Source organism: Streptomyces sp. NPDC006655 (assembly GCF_040703965.1).
Lineage (GTDB): Bacteria > Actinomycetota > Actinomycetes > Streptomycetales > Streptomycetaceae > Streptomyces.
The window spans coordinates 108,236-122,796 of record NZ_JBEYJU010000009.1; the positions used below are offsets into that span (position 1 = coordinate 108,236).

Consider the following 14,561-nt stretch of genomic DNA (forward strand, 5'->3'; position numbering starts at 1 on the left):
CCCTTCAGCACGGGGCCGTCGGGCCGGCCGACGCTCAGTCGGACTCGGCCTCGCCGGCTTCCCCGCCGCCCTCGCCGTCCGTGCCCTCCTCGAAGTACGCGTCCAGGACGGCGTCGAGCTGCTCCTCCCACTCCTGGAAGCGGGAGCGGGACGTCGCCTCGATCTCGATGGGGTACCAGCGGCGGTCCGGGGTGTGGACGGTGATCGTGAAGCGCTTGCCGAAGCGCGGTGTCTCCGTCTCGACCGCGCCGATCTCGTCCCAGCGGAACTCGCACTTCTCCTCGTCGAGGCTGAGCCGCACACCGGCCGCGTCCGCCACTATCCGCGCACGGCGGTCGGCGGCCTCGAAGACGGGCCCGTCGGCGGACTCCTCGGCCCCCTCGCCGTCCTCGGCCGCGGCCTCCTCGGCCCCGTCCCCGGCTTCCGCGGCCGGTGCGGCCGCCTCGGCGACGGTGCCGGCCCCGGCCACCTCGGTGTCCGCCGTCCCGACGGCCTTCGCCTCCGCGTCCTGCGGCTCCGCGTCCTGCGGCCGGGCGGGCGCGGGTGAGGTGAGCCCGGGGATGAAGGCCGGGTCGAATCCGGCACCCTCCAGGGGCTGGCTGTTGGCTCCTATGCGCTGCTCCACAGCGGGCAGTATGGTCGAAGAACCTGTGCCGGACACAGTCGACCCCAACTTCGTTATGAGACGCCTACACGAACAGGCCGTCAGGACGCCGGGTCCGGTGAGTCGAGCACCGCCAGCGCGTCGATCTCGATCAGCAGTCCGGCGGGCAGGCCGACGTACACCGTCGTGCGCGCCGGGTAGGCCTGGGTGAGGCCCTGCTCGTCGAAGTAGCGGTCGTAGATCTCGTTCAGCTCGGCGAAGTGGCCGACGTCCGTCAGGTAGACGCGCATCATCATCACGTCGTCCCAGGAGGCGCCGCCCTCCTCCAGGATGGCCTTGACGTTGGCGAGGGTCTGCAGGGTCTGCTCGCGCAGGGTCGGGCCGGCCGGGGTCGGGGGCCTGCCCTCCTCGGCGGGCAGGAAGCCGACCTGGCCGGCGACCTGGAGGAGGTTGCCCTTGCGGACGCCGTGCGAGAACTTCGCGGGCGGTGTGGTGTGGGTCTTCGGGGTGAGGGCGGTCTTCTCGGTCATCGGTTGCCGGCTTCCTTGATCGGGGTTCTGCCTGAGTACTCGCCGCTGATCGCGTCCGCCGTACGGCGGACCTGCGGGAGCAGGGTGAGGAGTTCGTCGGCGGTGACGACGACGTTGGGCGCGGAGACCGACATCGCGGCGACGACGCGTCCGTCGGCGCCGCGCACCGGTGCGGCCACGCAGTTGATGGACTCCTCGTGGCCGCCGAGGTCGGTGGCCCAGCCCTGTTCGCGCACCTGGGCGAGCTCCCTGAGGAACGCCTCCGCGTCCGGTGTCGAACGGGCCGTGTACATGGGGTAGTCGAGCCGGTCGGCGAGGGCCCGCCGCTCCGGCTCGGGCAGGTCGGCGAGGAGCAGTTTCGCCACGGCGGCGACGGTGAGGGCGACCGGTTTGCCGATCCGCGAGTACATGCGCACCGGGTAGCGGCTCTCGACCTTGTCGATGTAGAGGACCTCGCCCTCCTCCAGGACGGCGAGGTGCACGGTGTGTCCGACGGCGTCGTTGAGGCGGGCCAGGTGGGGATGGGCGATCTCGCGGACGTCGAGGTTCTCCATGGCCTCCTGGGCGAGCGCGAAGAGGCGGGCGCCGAGGCGGTAGCGCTGGTCGGACTGGCGGTAGACCAGGCCGTGTTCGTGGAGGGTGCGCAGCAGCCGCAGCGCGGTCGACTTGTGCACGCCGAGGCGGTCGGCGACCTGGCCGAGGTCGGCGGGGCCCTGCGCCAGCAGGGGCAGGATGCTGAGCGCTCGGTCGACGGTCTGGCTCATGGGGTGCGTCCCTCCTCTTCGGCCGCCGCGGCTCGCGTCCAGCCGGGGCCGAGTCGAAGTGTCCCCCAGGCGGGGGCGTCCAGAGCGGTCAGCCGGTCGGTGGTGTCGCGGTCGGGGGGCGGGGCGAGGTCGGCGGGGCTGGTGAGGGTGGCGGCGGCGAAGAGGTGGCCGAGCCGCAGACTCCGCCGTACGGGCAGTCCGCGCAGGGTGCCGGAGAGGAAGCCGGCGGCGAAGGCGTCCCCTGCCCCGACGGAGGCCACGACGTCGACGGTGGGGGCGGGTTCGAAGGTGCCGGGAGCGGGGGCGGGAGCGGGGGCGGCCGCGGGGGTCGGGACGCTCGCCGGCGCCGGCGGGGTGCCGCCCGCGTCACCCCGCTGAAACGCCGTCGCCCCCTTCGCGCCCTCCTTCACCACCAGCACCCCCGGCTCCGGCAGCAGCTCCCGAACGGCCGCCGGCCCGCCCGTCACCCCCCACGCCTGCTCCGCCTCGTCCGCTCCGACGAAGACGAGGTCCGCCCGGCGTGCCAGCTCCAGGAGCACCTCCACGCCGTCGGGCCCGGTCCACAGGCTCGGCCGGTAGTTGACGTCGAACGACACCAGCGGGCGTCCCTCGGCGGGAGCCGTCAGGTCGCGCAGCAGTCCCACGCACCCCTCGGACAGCGCGGCCGTGATCCCCGACAGATGCAGGACCCGGCCCGCACGCACCGCGGCCGGGTCCACCGTCTCCACCGACATCGCGGACGCGGCCGACCCCGCCCGGTAGTAGGCCACCTCGTGCGCGTCCGTGGCCCGGTCCGCCGCGGTGCGGAAGTACACCCCGGTCGGGCGCACGGGGTCACGGCCCACGCGGGAGACGTCGACGCCGTGCGACGCGACCGTCGCCAGGAGGTGGTCGCCGAACCCGTCCGCGCCGACCCGGCTGACCCACCGCACGGTGTGTCCGGCGGCGGCCAGCGCGCAGGCCACGTTGGACTCGGCGCCGCCGATGGCGCGGTCGAAGGACGGGACGTCCGCGAGCCGCCCCGGCCGGCCGGGCAGGAGGGCGACCATGGACTCGCCGAGCGCGACGACATCCACTGCGTCAACGGCGTCGGTGGCCTTCACGATGGTGGGGGCTCCTCGTCGTCTCGGGTCGCCGCGGGCTCCGTTGACCCGGTGTCGGCGTGGATGTTAGACAGCGGCAAGCGATATACGCAACGAGCGTTGCGGAGCATGCAACCACCTGATCAGGGAGGCACCGTGTCCCTCGACACCGGCACCGACGCACTCGCCCGGCTCGCGGAGGAACGCGTCGACCACCGCTTCAGGGGCCTCCCGCCGGACGCCGAGGGCCACACCGTCGGGGAGCTGGCCGCCCAGCGCCGCAACCTCTTCTCCGACGGCTTCACGACCCCGGTCCTGGCGCTGTCCGCCGAGCACCTGGAGCACAACCTCGCGCTCATGGAGTCGTACACGGCACGGCACGGCCTCGCCTTCGCGCCGCACGGGAAGACCTCCATGGCACCCCAGCTGTTCCGGCGCCAGGTCGAGCGCGGCGCGTGGGGCATCACCCTGGCCATGCCGCACCAGGTGCGGGTGGCGCGGGCCTTCGGCACCCGCCGCGTCTTCCTCGCCAACGAACTCGTGGACGCCCCGGCGCTCCGCTGGATCGCCGCGGAGCTGGCCCGGGACGAGGACTTCCGCTTCGTCTGCTACGTCGACTCCGTGCGCGGGGTCGAGCTGATGGACGAGGCGCTGCGGGGGACCGGGCGTCCCGTGGACGTCGTCGTCGAACTGGCCGCCGGGGAGGGGGCCCGTACCGGCGCGCGCACGGCGGAGGAGTGCGCGGCGGTCGCCGACGCGGTGGCCGCGACCGGCACGCTGCGGCTGGTGGGGGTGGCCGGGTACGAGGGCGAGGTCCCGCGGGCTGACCCGGACCGGGTGCGCGCCTATGTGCGCCGCCTGGTCGCGCTCGCCGCCGGGTTCGACGCGGCGGGACGGTTCGCGGGGCTCTCGGGGATCGTGGTCAGCGCGGGCGGCAGCGCCTGGTTCGACGTGGTGGCGGAGGTCTTCGCGGAGATCCCCGGACTCTCCCTCCCGGTACTGAAGTTGCTCCGCTCGGGCGCGTACGTCTCGCACGACGACGGCCACTACCGCGAGCTCACCCCCTTCAACCGCGTCCCCGAGGAGGGCGCGCTGGAGCCGGCCTTCCGGCTCTGGGCGCAGATCGTCTCCCGCCCCTCCCCCGGGCAGGCCTTCGCCAACGCGGGCAAGCGGGACGCCGCCCACGACCTCCACCTCCCGTCCGCCCGGGTGGTCCGCCGGGGCGGTGTCCAGCGCCCGGCGACGGGCATCACGGTGACCGGGCTGTCCGACCAGCACACCTGGCTGGAGACCGCCCCGGAGGCGGACCTGGAGGTCGGGGACTGGATCGGGCTCGGCCTGTCCCACCCCTGCACCTCGTTCGACAAGTGGCAGCTGATCCCGGTCGCCGAGGCGGACGGGACGGTCGTCGACTACATCCGTACGTTCTTCTAGGAGGGGCCGTGGAGGATCTGGTCATCCGGGACGCGGACGTCGTCGACGGCAGCGGCGAGCCCTCCTACCGCGCGGACGTGGTCGTCGACGACGGCAGGATCGTGTCGATCGTCAAGGAGGCGGCGGCGGCCGGCTGCCAGCGCCCGCGCGCCGTGCGCGAGCTGGACGCGGAGGGCCTGGTGCTGTCCCCCGGGTTCGTCGACATGCACGCGCACAGCGATCTGGCCCTGCTGCGCGACCCCGACCACAGCGCCAAGGCCGCGCAGGGGGTGACCCTGGAGGTGCTCGGCCAGGACGGGTTGTCGTACGCCCCGGTCGACGACCGCACCCTGGCGGAGGTGCGCCGGGCGATCGCCGGCTGGCACGGCCACGGCGACGACCTCGACTTCGACTGGCGGTCCGTGGGCGAGTACCTGGACCGCCTCGACCGGGGGATCGCCGTGAACGCGGCGTACCTGGTCCCCCAGGGCACGGTCCGGGCGCTCGTCGTCGGCTGGGAGGACCGCGCGGCGACCCCCGCCGAACTGGACCGGATGCGCCGGCTGGTCGCCGAGGGCCTGGAACAGGGCGCGGTCGGCCTGTCCTCCGGGCTCACCTACACCCCGGGCATGTACGCCCCGGACGCCGAACTGACCGCGCTGTGCCGGGTGGTGGCGGAGTACGGCGGCTACTACTGCCCGCACCACCGCTCCTACGGCGCGGGCGCCCTGGACGCCTACGCGGAGATGGTGGCCCTGGCCCGGGAGGCGGGCTGCCCGCTGCACCTGGCCCACGCCACCATGAACTTCGCCGGGAACGAGGGCCGGGCGCCTGAGCTGCTGTCCCTCCTCGACGAGGCCCTCGCCGCGGGCGCCGACATCACGCTGGACACCTACCCGTACACCCCCGGCAGCACGACCCTCGCGGCGCTGCTGCCGAGCTGGGCGAACGAGGGCGGTCCGGAGGCGGCCCTGGCCCGGCTGGCGGACGACGACACGTCCGAACGCATCCGCCACCACCTGGAGGACATCGGCTCCGACGGCTGCCACGGCGTGCCCGTCGAGTGGCACACGATCGAGATCTCGGGCGTCGCCGACCCCGGGCTGTCGGAGTTCGTCGGCCGCACGGTCGAGGAGTCGGCGCGGCGACGCGGCGAGAGCCCCTGGGCGACGGCCCGCCACCTGCTCCTGGCGGACCGGCTGGCCCCTTCCGTGCTCCAGCACGTCGGCCACGAGGAGAACGTCCGCACGATCATGCGCCACCGGGTCCACACCGGCGGCTCGGACGGCATCCTCCAGGGCGCCAAGCCCCATCCCCGGGCGTACGGCACGTTCCCGCACTACCTCGGCCACTACGTACGGGAGTCGGGCGTCCTCTCCCTGGAGGAGTGCGTCGCCCACCTCACGTCCCGCCCCGCGGCCCGGCTGCGCCTGCCGGACCGCGGCCTGATCCGCGAGGGCTACCGGGCCGACCTCGTCCTCTTCGACCCACGGACGGTGGCGGCGGGCGCGACGTTCGAGAACCCCCGCCACCTGCCCATGGGCATCCCGCACGTCCTGATCGACGGCCGCTTCGTGATCGAGGACGGCCGCCGTACGGACGCGCTGGCGGGCCGAGCAATCCGACGCACCCAGCTGTAGCGCCCCGTAGGGGCGCTGGGGGGTCCCCCCGGCCGAAGGCTGGGGGAGGAACTGCGCGACCAGCCCCCCACCCACCGGTAGCCGAAGTACAACCCCTACGGCTTGGGCAGCGTGCACCCACTCGCACTCAGGTTCAGCACGTTCCCCGTCGTGAAGCACGCCGGGATGTTGTACGTCTCCTCGGCGTAGTTGATCCCCTGCCGAACCGTCACCGTCCCGTTCGAGTCGACCTCGCAAGGGTTGTCGACGGTGCACCGCTCCCCGTCCTCGTTGCCGGTGTTGTTGACGGCGACGACCTGCCCGGTGCTGGTGTCGATCACCGGCGACCCCGAGGTCCCCCCGATCGTGTTGCACGCGGAGGTGTAGCGGACCGAGTCCTTCCAGGTCCAGTCGCCCTCCTTCAGCCGGTACACGAACCCGTCGACGGAGCAGCTGTAGATCGTCTTCCAGTACCCGGAGACGACCTTGATGGCGGTGCCGGCGACGGGGTGGGTGCTGCTGACGGTCAGCGGGCTGATGCCGTAGGAGTTCTTGATCGCCGCGTACGTCGTGGTGGTGCGGTAGATGGTGACGTCCGTGTCGGTCATCGTCGAGTAGACGACCTGGTTGGCGCGGAGCGTGGCCACCTTCGTGCCGGAGGAGTTCAGCAGGCCGAAGGTACGGCTGGAGGACTGGCCGGTGATGACCTCGCCGGGGTCGGGGAAGCCGGTCTCCAGGCAGTGGCCGTTGGTGAGGACCAGGGCCGGGTCGCTGTCCGCGGAGTTCGGGAAGCGGATGACGGAACCGGAGCAGTTGCTGAGCGAGACGGTGCCGGCGAAGTTGACGGTCACCGCCGCGGCCTGCCGGGGAGCGGCGACCGCGGGTGCCGTGCCGATCCCGGTGATGGCCAGGGAGGCGAGCGCGGCGACGAGAGGCTTGTTCATGTGGGGTCCCCTCTGTACGACGAGGTGACCGGAGATCTTCCGGCCACCCGTTTTTTTGTCATGCGCATTCTCAATGCGCGCGCACGCGGGGGCAAGGAGTCGTTTCCGGAACGGCCGTGGCGGATTTCCGCCCGTGACAACGGCGCCCGGGCAAGCGGTGATCACACCGCAGGACAGTCCACGGCGGCGCCTCAGTGGGACCGGCCGCCGCCCCTTCCGCGGCCCCACCCGTGCCCCCCGTAGCCGGGGGACGCGCTCGAGGTCGCGCCGGTGGCGGCCGGCGTGGGCGCGGGGCTCGCGCCGGGGGTGGCGCCGCCCGCCGCGGAGATCGTGGCGGAGGGCGCCGCGCCGGCCGTGGGCGCACCCGCCGCCGGCGTGGCGGCTCCGGCCGACGGCATCACTGCGGCGGGCGCGGCCGACTCCGGCGACGGCGCGGCGGACGTGGCACCCGGACTCGCCTCCCGCGCGGGGGCGGACGACGAGGCCGGCGCACGCTCCGTACGCTCCTGTTCGCCCCGCGTGCCGTCGGACGACGAGGTCAGGGCGACGCCCGCGAGCAGCACGGCCACGGACGCGGCGCCGATCGCCCCGACGGCCACCGCCCTGTTCCGCGGACGCCGGCCGGCCGCCGCCCGGCGCCGCTCCGCCCGGCCCGGCGGCGGTACGGCCGACGCGATCCTGGGCAGCTCGCGCGTCTCGTCGTAGGCGTTGAGCCAGCCGTGCGCGGACGCCGGGTCCCGGTACTCCTCGTACACCGGGGCCGGTTCGCCCTGGGGCTGGTAGACGCTGGGCGCCCCGGTCTCGTCGTTCTCGGCAGGTCTCGGCATGGACGCGGATTGTAGGGAGCGGAGACCGCTTTGAGACAGCTACCGGCGATAACAGGCCAAAGCGCCGCCTCCCCGGGGTGAACCACGTGTCCCTCGTCCGTGTCTCACGTGGTGGGAAACACGGTCCGGCGGGCGTTACCGGGCCGTAAGCTCACCGGCATGCAGGTGATCCAGTCGACCAAGCTCGCCAACGTCTGTTACGAGATCCGCGGCCCGGTTCTCGAGGAGGCGATGCGGCTCGAGGCGGCGGGACACCGCATCCTCAAGCTGAACACCGGGAACCCGGCCGCCTTCGGCTTCGAGTGCCCGCCGGAGATCCTGGAGGACATCCTCCGCAACGTCTCCACCGCGCACGGCTACGGCGACGCCAAGGGCCTGCTGGCCGCCCGCCGGGCGGTCGTCATGCACAACCAGACCATCGGCATCGAGACCGACGTCGAGCACGTCTTCATCGGCAACGGCGTCTCCGAACTGATCGTGATGGCGATGCAGGGGCTGCTCGACGACGGCGACGAGGTGCTCGTACCGGCGCCGGACTACCCGCTGTGGACCGCCGCCGTCTCGCTCTCCGGCGGCACGGCCGTGCACTACCGCTGCGACGAGCAGGCGGACTGGATGCCGGACCTCGCCGACATCGAGCGCAAGGTCACCGACCGCACCAAGGCGATCGTCATCATCAACCCGAACAACCCGACGGGCGCGGTGTACGACGAGGAGATGCTGAGGGGCCTGACCGACATCGCCCGCCGGCACAACCTGCTGGTCTGCTCGGACGAGATCTACGACAAGATCCTCTACGACGGCGCCGCCCACACGCCGACCGCCGCCGTCGCCCCCGACCTGCTCACGCTCACCTTCAACGGCATGTCCAAGGCGTACCGGGTGGCCGGTTACCGGGTCGGCTGGATGTCCGTCTCCGGGCCCCGCGCGCACGCCGACTCCTACCTCGAGGGTCTGACGATCCTCGCGAACATGCGGCTGTGCGCGAACATGCCGGGGCAGCACGGGGTGGTGGCCGCGCTCAGCGGCCGGCAGACCATCAACGACCTGGTCCTGCCGGGCGGTCGGCTGAAGGAGCAGGTGGACCTCGCCTACGACCTGCTCACCCAGATCCCGGGCGTGAGCTGCGTGCGCCCCAAGGGCGCCCTGTACCTCTTCCCGCGCCTCGATCCGCAGGTCTTCAAGATCAAGGACGACCGGCAGATGGTCCTGGACCTGCTGCGGCAGGAGAAGATCATGGTCGTCCAGGGCAGCGGGTTCAACTGGCCGGAGCCGGATCACTTCCGGGTGGTGACCCTGCCGACGGTCGGCGACCTGCGGGACGCGATCACCAGGATCGGACGGTTCCTGGACGGGTACGGCCAGCCGTAGCCGCCGGGGGCACGGCCGGCCGTAGCCGCCGGGCCACCGTCCGTGAATCGGGTCAACTTTAGACGAGATCTAAGCTAGGATGGCTTCCTGACAGATCCAGGAGGCCATCTCCCATGTATGAGCCGATCCGCAGCAAGTCGGTCCACAGCACGATGGCCGGCACCCCCTCGGACTTCCCGCACCGCACGCGCGAGGAGGAGCTGGACATCCAGCTCGCCGGGCACCTCGCGGCCCTGCTCGCCGTCACGGACGAGCTGCGTTCCCTCACGCCCTCCACCGACCTCGACGCCGCCGCGACCCGGCTGGCCGAGCAGGTGACCCGACTGCGGGGCGGACACGCCCCGGTCCGCACGGCCCTGACGGGGGGCCGCCGGCCCGCCGCGCTCCACGAGCGCGCCCACGCACTGGCGGGCCGCGCCCTGGTGGTCGCCGCCTCCCGGGCGGACACCGCGGCGGCGATCCTCGCGGCGGAGCGCATGGACGCGCACACGGCGGCCACGGAACTCAGCACGGCGGGCTGACCCCCGCACCGCCGCCCCTCGAACGGCCCCGGTCCGCGCGCACAGACAGCGGCGCGCGGACCGGGTTGCCACATCGTCCTCAGAGCCAGAAGACGACCAGGAGGACCAGGATCACCGCGGCCGCCACCAGCCACCAGATCCACACATGCCGGTGCCCGGTGACCGGCCGGTCCTCGGGGCCGCCGCCACGCGGACGGTCCTCCGCCAGACTCGGGTTCTCCGGTCGGTCCTGGCCGTAGAAGTCGTCACCGTGCGCCATGCGCTCACCAACTCCTCTCCGGACGGACCGGGTACCCGGGGGCCGCCCGCCTACCGCGGACGGAACATCTGCTTCCGGTTGCATACCGGGATCGCCCGGACACGCTCCGTTCACCCGTTCGGCCCTGGAACGTCCTGTTCCGGGAGCACGCTCCCCGGCGTGAGACGTATCGCAGGAATCGTCCTCGCGGTGCTGCTGATCGGTGGCGTGGTGGCCGCCGTCGTCGCAGGCCGACACGGGGAGGACACGAGCACGGCAACGAGGACCGTGCGTGGGGTGATCGGTTCGGAGAAGTCGGACTTCTTCGCCGATCCCGATGTGGTGAAGGCCCTCGCCGCCAAGGGCTACACCGTGCAGACGGAGGCGTCGGGCTCCTGGGCCATGGACGGACTGGACCTGAAGGGCTACGACTTCGCCTTCCCGTCCAGCTCCGCGCCCGCCGACGCGCTGGCCGCGAAGTACCACGCCCGCCAGCCCCTCCCCCGGCCCTTCTACTCGCCCCTCGTGGTCGTCGCCCACCGCAGCGCGGCCCAGGTACTGGCTGCCAACGGGCTCGCCGCGCTCGACGGCACGGGCAAGGGCACCCTGAGGATGGCCGCCTACCTGGACGCCGCCCGGCACGACCGGACCTGGCAGCAGCTCAAGGGGGCCCAGGCGCACGGGGAGCTGACCGGGACCCTGTACATCGCCAGCACCGACCCGGAGGCCTCCAACTCCGGCGCCCTTTACCTCGCCGCCGCCTCCTACGTCGCCAACGGCGGCCGGGTCGTGGCGAGCGACGCCGACCTCGCGCGGACCGCCCCGCTGCTGCACAAGATCGTCAGCGTGCAGGGCGCCCAGCAGCCCAGCAGCGACTCGGTGTTCCGGGACTTCGTCAGCGGCGCCGGCAACCCCCTGGTGTGCCTGTACGAGTCGCAGGTCGTCTCGCTGCTCGCCGAACAGCACGGCGCGGACGACCTGGTGGTCCTCTACCCCGACACCACGGTCAACAGCGACCACACGATCGTGCCGCTGGACGACGCGGGGCGGCGGCTCGGCGACCTCCTCAGCACCGATCCGGCGCTGCGCAAGCTCGCGGTCCGGCACGGCTTCCGGCCCCAGGGCGACTCCGCGGAGTTCGTCCGGGCCACCGCCGGCCGCGCCGCCTACCTCAACCAGACACTGACCGGCGTCCGGCAGGCACCCGTGCCCACCTCCGCGGTGCTGCACGAGATGGCCCGCCGGGCGCGCGGCTGACGGGGGGATCTGTGAGCAACTTCGACAAGACGACGCCGGACGGTGGTGCGCACCCGCCCACCCTCAGCGGCGAGGACCTCTTCACGCTGACCCCGCCGGAGGCCGTGGCGCCCGTGCCGCGGGAGCGGGCCGGCGGACTCGTGCCCGTGGACGACGGCGTGCGGACGGACATGGCGAACAAGGCCGCCGACTACGTCCGCGGTCTCGCCGCCCTGGACGCCCGGTCACCGGAGTTCGCGAGCAAGGTCGGTGAGATCACCGGACTCGGCGCGGGCGAGATGCGCACCGCGGCCTCCCAGTCCAACCGGATGCTGGAACGCGCCGTCCGCAGCCTTCCCGACAAGGGCGGCGACGCACAGGCCAAGGTGGCCGGTTCACTGGTCGAACTCCGCCGGGTCGTCGAGGACCTGGACCCGCGCGACCTGCCCGCGGGCAAGGGCCGCAAGCTCCTCTCCCGGCTGCCCGGCGGCAACAAGCTCCGCGACCACGTCGCCAAGTACGCCTCGGCACAGAGCACGTTGAACAGGATCGTGGGCTCGCTGCGCGGCGGCCAGGACGAACTCCGGCGGGACAACGCGGCGTTGCAAACGGAGCGGGTGCGGCTCTGGGAGACCATGGGCAAGCTCCAGGAGTACGTGGTCCTCACCCAGGCCCTGGACACCGCCGTGGAGCAGCACATCACCCGGCTCCCGGACCCCGAGGAGGCCGACGCACTCCGCGCCGACGTGCTCTTCCCGGTCCGGCAGAAGCACCAGGACCTGCTCACCCAGCTCGCGGTGTCCGCGCAGGGCTACCTCGCGATGGACGTCGTACGACGCAACAACGACGAGCTGATCAAGGGCGTCGAACGCGCCGCCACCACGACCGTCTCAGCCCTGCGCATCTCGGTGATGCTGGCCTCCGCGCTCGAGAACCAGAAGAAGGTCGTCGAGCAGGTCGACGCGTTGCGCGGGACGACCGAGGACCTGATCCGGGGCAACGCGGAGATGCTCGCGGGCCAGAGCGGCGACATCCAGCGCATCGCCGCCGACCCGGCCGTCGGCGCCGAGACCCTGCGATCCGCCTTCCAGCAGATCTACCGCACCCTCGACGCCATCGACTCCTACAAGGTGCAGGCGACCGAGGCGATGTCCGCGACCGTCCAGTCCCTCACCGACGAACTCCAGCAGGCGAGCGCCTACCTGGAGCGCAGCCGTGCGAAGGGCGCGCTGGAGGGCGGCCCGGCATGAACAGACGTACGCTGCTCGCCCTCACGGCCGCCACGGCCGTCGTCCTGACCGGCTGCACCTCCGGGCAGCACAAGGACGACGACACCACGGCGCCGATACCCGGCACCCTGCGGGTCCTCGCCTCTTCCGAACTCAGCGACATGACAGCCGTCCTCGACCGCGTGAAGAAGGACACCGGGGTCACCGTCCGCCCCACCTACATGGGCACCCTGGACGCCGTCGACCTGGTCGCCCGGGGCAAGGCGGACGGCAGATACGACGCGCTGTGGCTGTCCTCGGACGACTACCTGCGGCTGCGCCCCGAGGCGGCGCGGAAGGTCGTCTCCGAGACCTCGGTCATGACCAGCCCGGTCGCGATCGGCGTGCGGACGGCCACCGTGAAGGCCCTGGGGTGGAAGCCGGAAGCGGTCTCCTGGTCGCAGCTCGAACAGGCCGTGGCGGCGGGCCGGCTGACCTACGGCATGACGGACCCGGCCCGCTCCAACTCCGGGTTCGCCACGCTGATCTCGGTCGCCTCCGCGCTCTCCGGCGCCCAGTCGGCGCTCACCGACGCGGACGTGGCGGAGGCGACCCCGAAGCTGAGGGAGTTCTTCAAGGGCCAGAAGCTGACCTCGGGTTCCTCGGGCTGGCTGGCCTCGGCGTACCGGCGGCGCGGCGACGTCGACGCCCTGCTCAACTACGAGTCCGTCCTCAAGGGCATCCCGGGTCTCACGGTGATCCGGCCCAGCGACGGCGTGGTCACCGCCGACTACCCGTTCTCCTCGCTCGCCGGGACCTCCGCGGACACCCGCGAGGACGTCCGCAAGGTCACCACGGACCTGCGCAGCACGGCCGTGCAGAAGCTCATCACCGACACCACCCACCGCCGCCCGGTGGTCGCCTCCGTCCCGCCGGCCGCCGGTCTCGACACCGCCCGCCGCCGCGAACTCCCCTTCCCCGGCAGCAGGTCGGTGGCCGACGGGCTCATCTCGGCCTACGAGAACGAACTGCGCCGTCCGTCCCGCACGGTCTACGTCCTGGACACCTCGGGCTCCATGGACGGTGACCGGCTGAACCGGCTGAAGAAGGCCCTCACCGCCCTCACCGGTGACTTCCGCGACCGCGAGGAGGTGACCCTGATGCCGTTCGGTTCGGCGGTGAAGAGCGTCAGCACCCATGTCGTCGACCCGGCCGACCCCAAGGCCGGTCTGGCCGCCATCCGCGAGGACACCGAGGCACTGAGCGCCGACGGCAACACGGCGGTCTACACCTCGCTGGAGAAGGCGTACGACCATCTGGGCGGCGGCGAGGACACGTTCACGTCGATCGTGCTGATGACGGACGGCGAGAACACCACAGGCGCGAAGGCCGCCCAGTTCGACGGCTTCTACCGCGGTCTGTCCGCCGCCCGGCGGAACATCCCCGTCTTCCCCATCCTGTTCGGCGACTCCTCGCGCGCCGAACTCCAGCACATCGCCGACCTGACCGGCGGCCGCCTCTTCGACGGCCGGGAGGGGTCCCTGGACGGCGCCTTCGAGGAGATCCGTGGCTACCAGTAAGGCACTCGCCTACCTCGAGTCCCGCAAGAACCTCACCGGTTCGGCGGCCGGTGTCCTCGGCCTGGTCCTGACCTTCACCGGGGTGGCGGGGCCCTACTGGCCGGTGGTGGTGGCGGGTCTGTACGGCGCGGGCGCCCTGATCGCCCCGCCGGAGCGGCCGCCGCTGCCGGACTTCCCGACGCCCTCCGCGCAGTTGGGCGAGGTGCGCGAGGACTTCGGCAAGCTGGACGGTTACCTGGCCGAGGTGGACCTGCCGCCGACCGCTGCGGACCGCCTCACCGAACTGACGGACCTGCTGACGGCGTTGCTGGACCCCGGCTGGGCGACCGAACTCCTGGTCCAGGACCCGGAGGGCGTGCACACCCTGTCCCGGATCGTCCGCCAGGACCTCCCGGAGGCGGTCGACAGCTTCGTACGGACCCGCTGGTGGACCCGCCTGACGCCGGGGCAGGAGCCTCCGGAGCGGCACCTGGAACGCCAGCTCACCGTCCTGAAGGAGGAGGCGGAGCAGCTGGCGGCGACCCTGAGGGACACCGAAGCCAGACGCCAGGAGACGCATACCCGCTACCTGGAGGAAAGGGGCGGCTGAACAGGCGAACAGGCGAAGGCCTGCCGCCCCCGGTC

At 72.5% G+C, this 14,561-nt stretch carries 15 protein-coding genes; 8 read left to right on the plus strand and 7 right to left on the minus strand.

The genetic code is table 11. From position 1 onward, the window contains the following. Window positions 1-34: 34 nt before the first annotated feature. From AB0958_RS07870 to AB0958_RS07885, 4 genes are all read right to left on the minus strand, one after another. A complete protein-coding gene (locus AB0958_RS07870; RefSeq protein ID WP_366889452.1) occupies window positions 35-625 on the minus strand; it encodes a hypothetical protein in 591 nt (196 codons plus the stop codon). A gap of 80 nt (window positions 626-705) precedes the next feature. Further along, window positions 706-1,134 (minus strand): RidA family protein, encoded by a 429-nt coding sequence (locus AB0958_RS07875; protein WP_366889453.1) that lies wholly within the window; start codon window positions 1,132-1,134, stop codon window positions 706-708. After that, a complete protein-coding gene (locus tag AB0958_RS07880) occupies window positions 1,131-1,898 on the minus strand; it encodes an IclR family transcriptional regulator (RefSeq protein ID WP_366889454.1) in 768 nt (255 codons plus the stop codon). The genes AB0958_RS07875 and AB0958_RS07880 overlap by 4 nt, the downstream gene beginning before the upstream one ends. Further along, the gene (locus AB0958_RS07885) at window positions 1,895-3,001 is read right to left on the minus strand and encodes a sugar kinase (protein WP_366889455.1); all 1,107 of its coding nucleotides are present in this window, start codon (window positions 2,999-3,001) and stop codon (window positions 1,895-1,897) included. Before AB0958_RS07885 ends, AB0958_RS07880 begins: the two co-directional genes overlap by 4 nt. A gap of 135 nt (window positions 3,002-3,136) precedes the next feature. Between AB0958_RS07885 and AB0958_RS07890 the strand changes: the two genes are divergently transcribed. After that, window positions 3,137-4,414, plus strand: a complete 1,278-nt coding sequence (locus AB0958_RS07890) for an amino acid deaminase (RefSeq protein WP_366889456.1) — start codon at window positions 3,137-3,139, stop codon at window positions 4,412-4,414. Window positions 4,415-4,422: 8 nt separating this feature from the next. Continuing rightward, entirely contained in the window at window positions 4,423-6,033 is a 1,611-nt protein-coding gene (locus AB0958_RS07895) for a D-aminoacylase (protein WP_366889457.1), read from the plus strand. A 95-nt stretch (window positions 6,034-6,128) separates the two neighbouring features. Here the strand turns inward: AB0958_RS07895 and AB0958_RS07900 are convergent, their stop codons facing one another. Together AB0958_RS07900 and AB0958_RS07905 are read right to left on the minus strand one after the other, a co-directional pair. After that, entirely contained in the window at window positions 6,129-6,956 is an 828-nt protein-coding gene (locus tag AB0958_RS07900) for a serine protease (protein WP_366889458.1), read from the minus strand. A 191-nt stretch (window positions 6,957-7,147) separates the two neighbouring features. Next, complete coding sequence (locus tag AB0958_RS07905) at window positions 7,148-7,783, minus strand: hypothetical protein (protein ID WP_366889459.1); 636 nt, start codon at window positions 7,781-7,783, stop codon at window positions 7,148-7,150. Window positions 7,784-7,942: 159 nt separating this feature from the next. On the opposite strand from AB0958_RS07905, the gene AB0958_RS07910 reads away from it, so the two are divergent. Then, on the plus strand, window positions 7,943-9,154 hold the full coding sequence (locus AB0958_RS07910; RefSeq protein WP_366889460.1) for a pyridoxal phosphate-dependent aminotransferase: 1,212 nt from the start codon (window positions 7,943-7,945) through the stop codon (window positions 9,152-9,154). Between the two features lie 113 nt (window positions 9,155-9,267). After that, on the plus strand, window positions 9,268-9,675 hold the full coding sequence (locus AB0958_RS07915) for a hypothetical protein (protein ID WP_366889461.1): 408 nt from the start codon (window positions 9,268-9,270) through the stop codon (window positions 9,673-9,675). Between the two features lie 79 nt (window positions 9,676-9,754). Here the strand turns inward: AB0958_RS07915 and AB0958_RS07920 are convergent, their stop codons facing one another. Continuing rightward, window positions 9,755-9,934, minus strand: a complete 180-nt coding sequence (locus tag AB0958_RS07920) for a hypothetical protein (protein WP_366889462.1) — start codon at window positions 9,932-9,934, stop codon at window positions 9,755-9,757. Between the two features lie 159 nt (window positions 9,935-10,093). Between AB0958_RS07920 and AB0958_RS07925 the strand changes: the two genes are divergently transcribed. Genes AB0958_RS07925 through AB0958_RS07940 form a run of 4 tightly spaced genes read left to right on the plus strand, consistent with a single transcriptional unit; the run spans window position 10,094 to window position 14,526 of the window. Continuing rightward, on the plus strand, window positions 10,094-11,170 hold the full coding sequence (locus tag AB0958_RS07925; RefSeq protein WP_366889463.1) for a substrate-binding domain-containing protein: 1,077 nt from the start codon (window positions 10,094-10,096) through the stop codon (window positions 11,168-11,170). 11 nt (window positions 11,171-11,181) lie between these two features. Further along, window positions 11,182-12,399, plus strand: coding sequence for a toxic anion resistance protein (locus tag AB0958_RS07930; RefSeq protein ID WP_366889464.1), 1,218 nt, complete (start codon window positions 11,182-11,184; stop codon window positions 12,397-12,399). Continuing rightward, the gene (locus AB0958_RS07935) at window positions 12,396-13,937 is read left to right on the plus strand and encodes a VWA domain-containing protein (RefSeq protein ID WP_366889465.1); all 1,542 of its coding nucleotides are present in this window, start codon (window positions 12,396-12,398) and stop codon (window positions 13,935-13,937) included. The genes AB0958_RS07930 and AB0958_RS07935 overlap by 4 nt, the downstream gene beginning before the upstream one ends. Then, the gene (locus AB0958_RS07940) at window positions 13,924-14,526 is read left to right on the plus strand and encodes a hypothetical protein (RefSeq protein WP_366889467.1); all 603 of its coding nucleotides are present in this window, start codon (window positions 13,924-13,926) and stop codon (window positions 14,524-14,526) included. The genes AB0958_RS07935 and AB0958_RS07940 overlap by 14 nt, the downstream gene beginning before the upstream one ends. Window positions 14,527-14,561 lie beyond the last annotated feature (35 nt).

Excerpts from the sequence above, each read along its gene's own strand:
- AB0958_RS07875 (WP_366889453.1), bottom strand. The coding sequence starts at position 1,134 with ATGACCGAGAAGACCGCCCTCACCCCGAAGACCCACACCACACCGCCC.
- AB0958_RS07880 (WP_366889454.1), bottom strand. The coding sequence starts at position 1,898 with ATGAGCCAGACCGTCGACCGAGCGCTCAGCATCCTGCCCCTGCTGGCG.
- AB0958_RS07900 (WP_366889458.1), bottom strand. The coding sequence starts at position 6,956 with ATGAACAAGCCTCTCGTCGCCGCGCTCGCCTCCCTGGCCATCACCGGG.
- AB0958_RS07905 (WP_366889459.1), bottom strand. The coding sequence starts at position 7,783 with ATGCCGAGACCTGCCGAGAACGACGAGACCGGGGCGCCCAGCGTCTAC.
- AB0958_RS07910 (WP_366889460.1), top strand. The coding sequence starts at position 7,943 with ATGCAGGTGATCCAGTCGACCAAGCTCGCCAACGTCTGTTACGAGATC.
- AB0958_RS07915 (WP_366889461.1), top strand. The coding sequence starts at position 9,268 with ATGTATGAGCCGATCCGCAGCAAGTCGGTCCACAGCACGATGGCCGGC.
- AB0958_RS07920 (WP_366889462.1), bottom strand. The coding sequence starts at position 9,934 with ATGGCGCACGGTGACGACTTCTACGGCCAGGACCGACCGGAGAACCCG.
- AB0958_RS07935 (WP_366889465.1), top strand. The coding sequence starts at position 12,396 with ATGAACAGACGTACGCTGCTCGCCCTCACGGCCGCCACGGCCGTCGTC.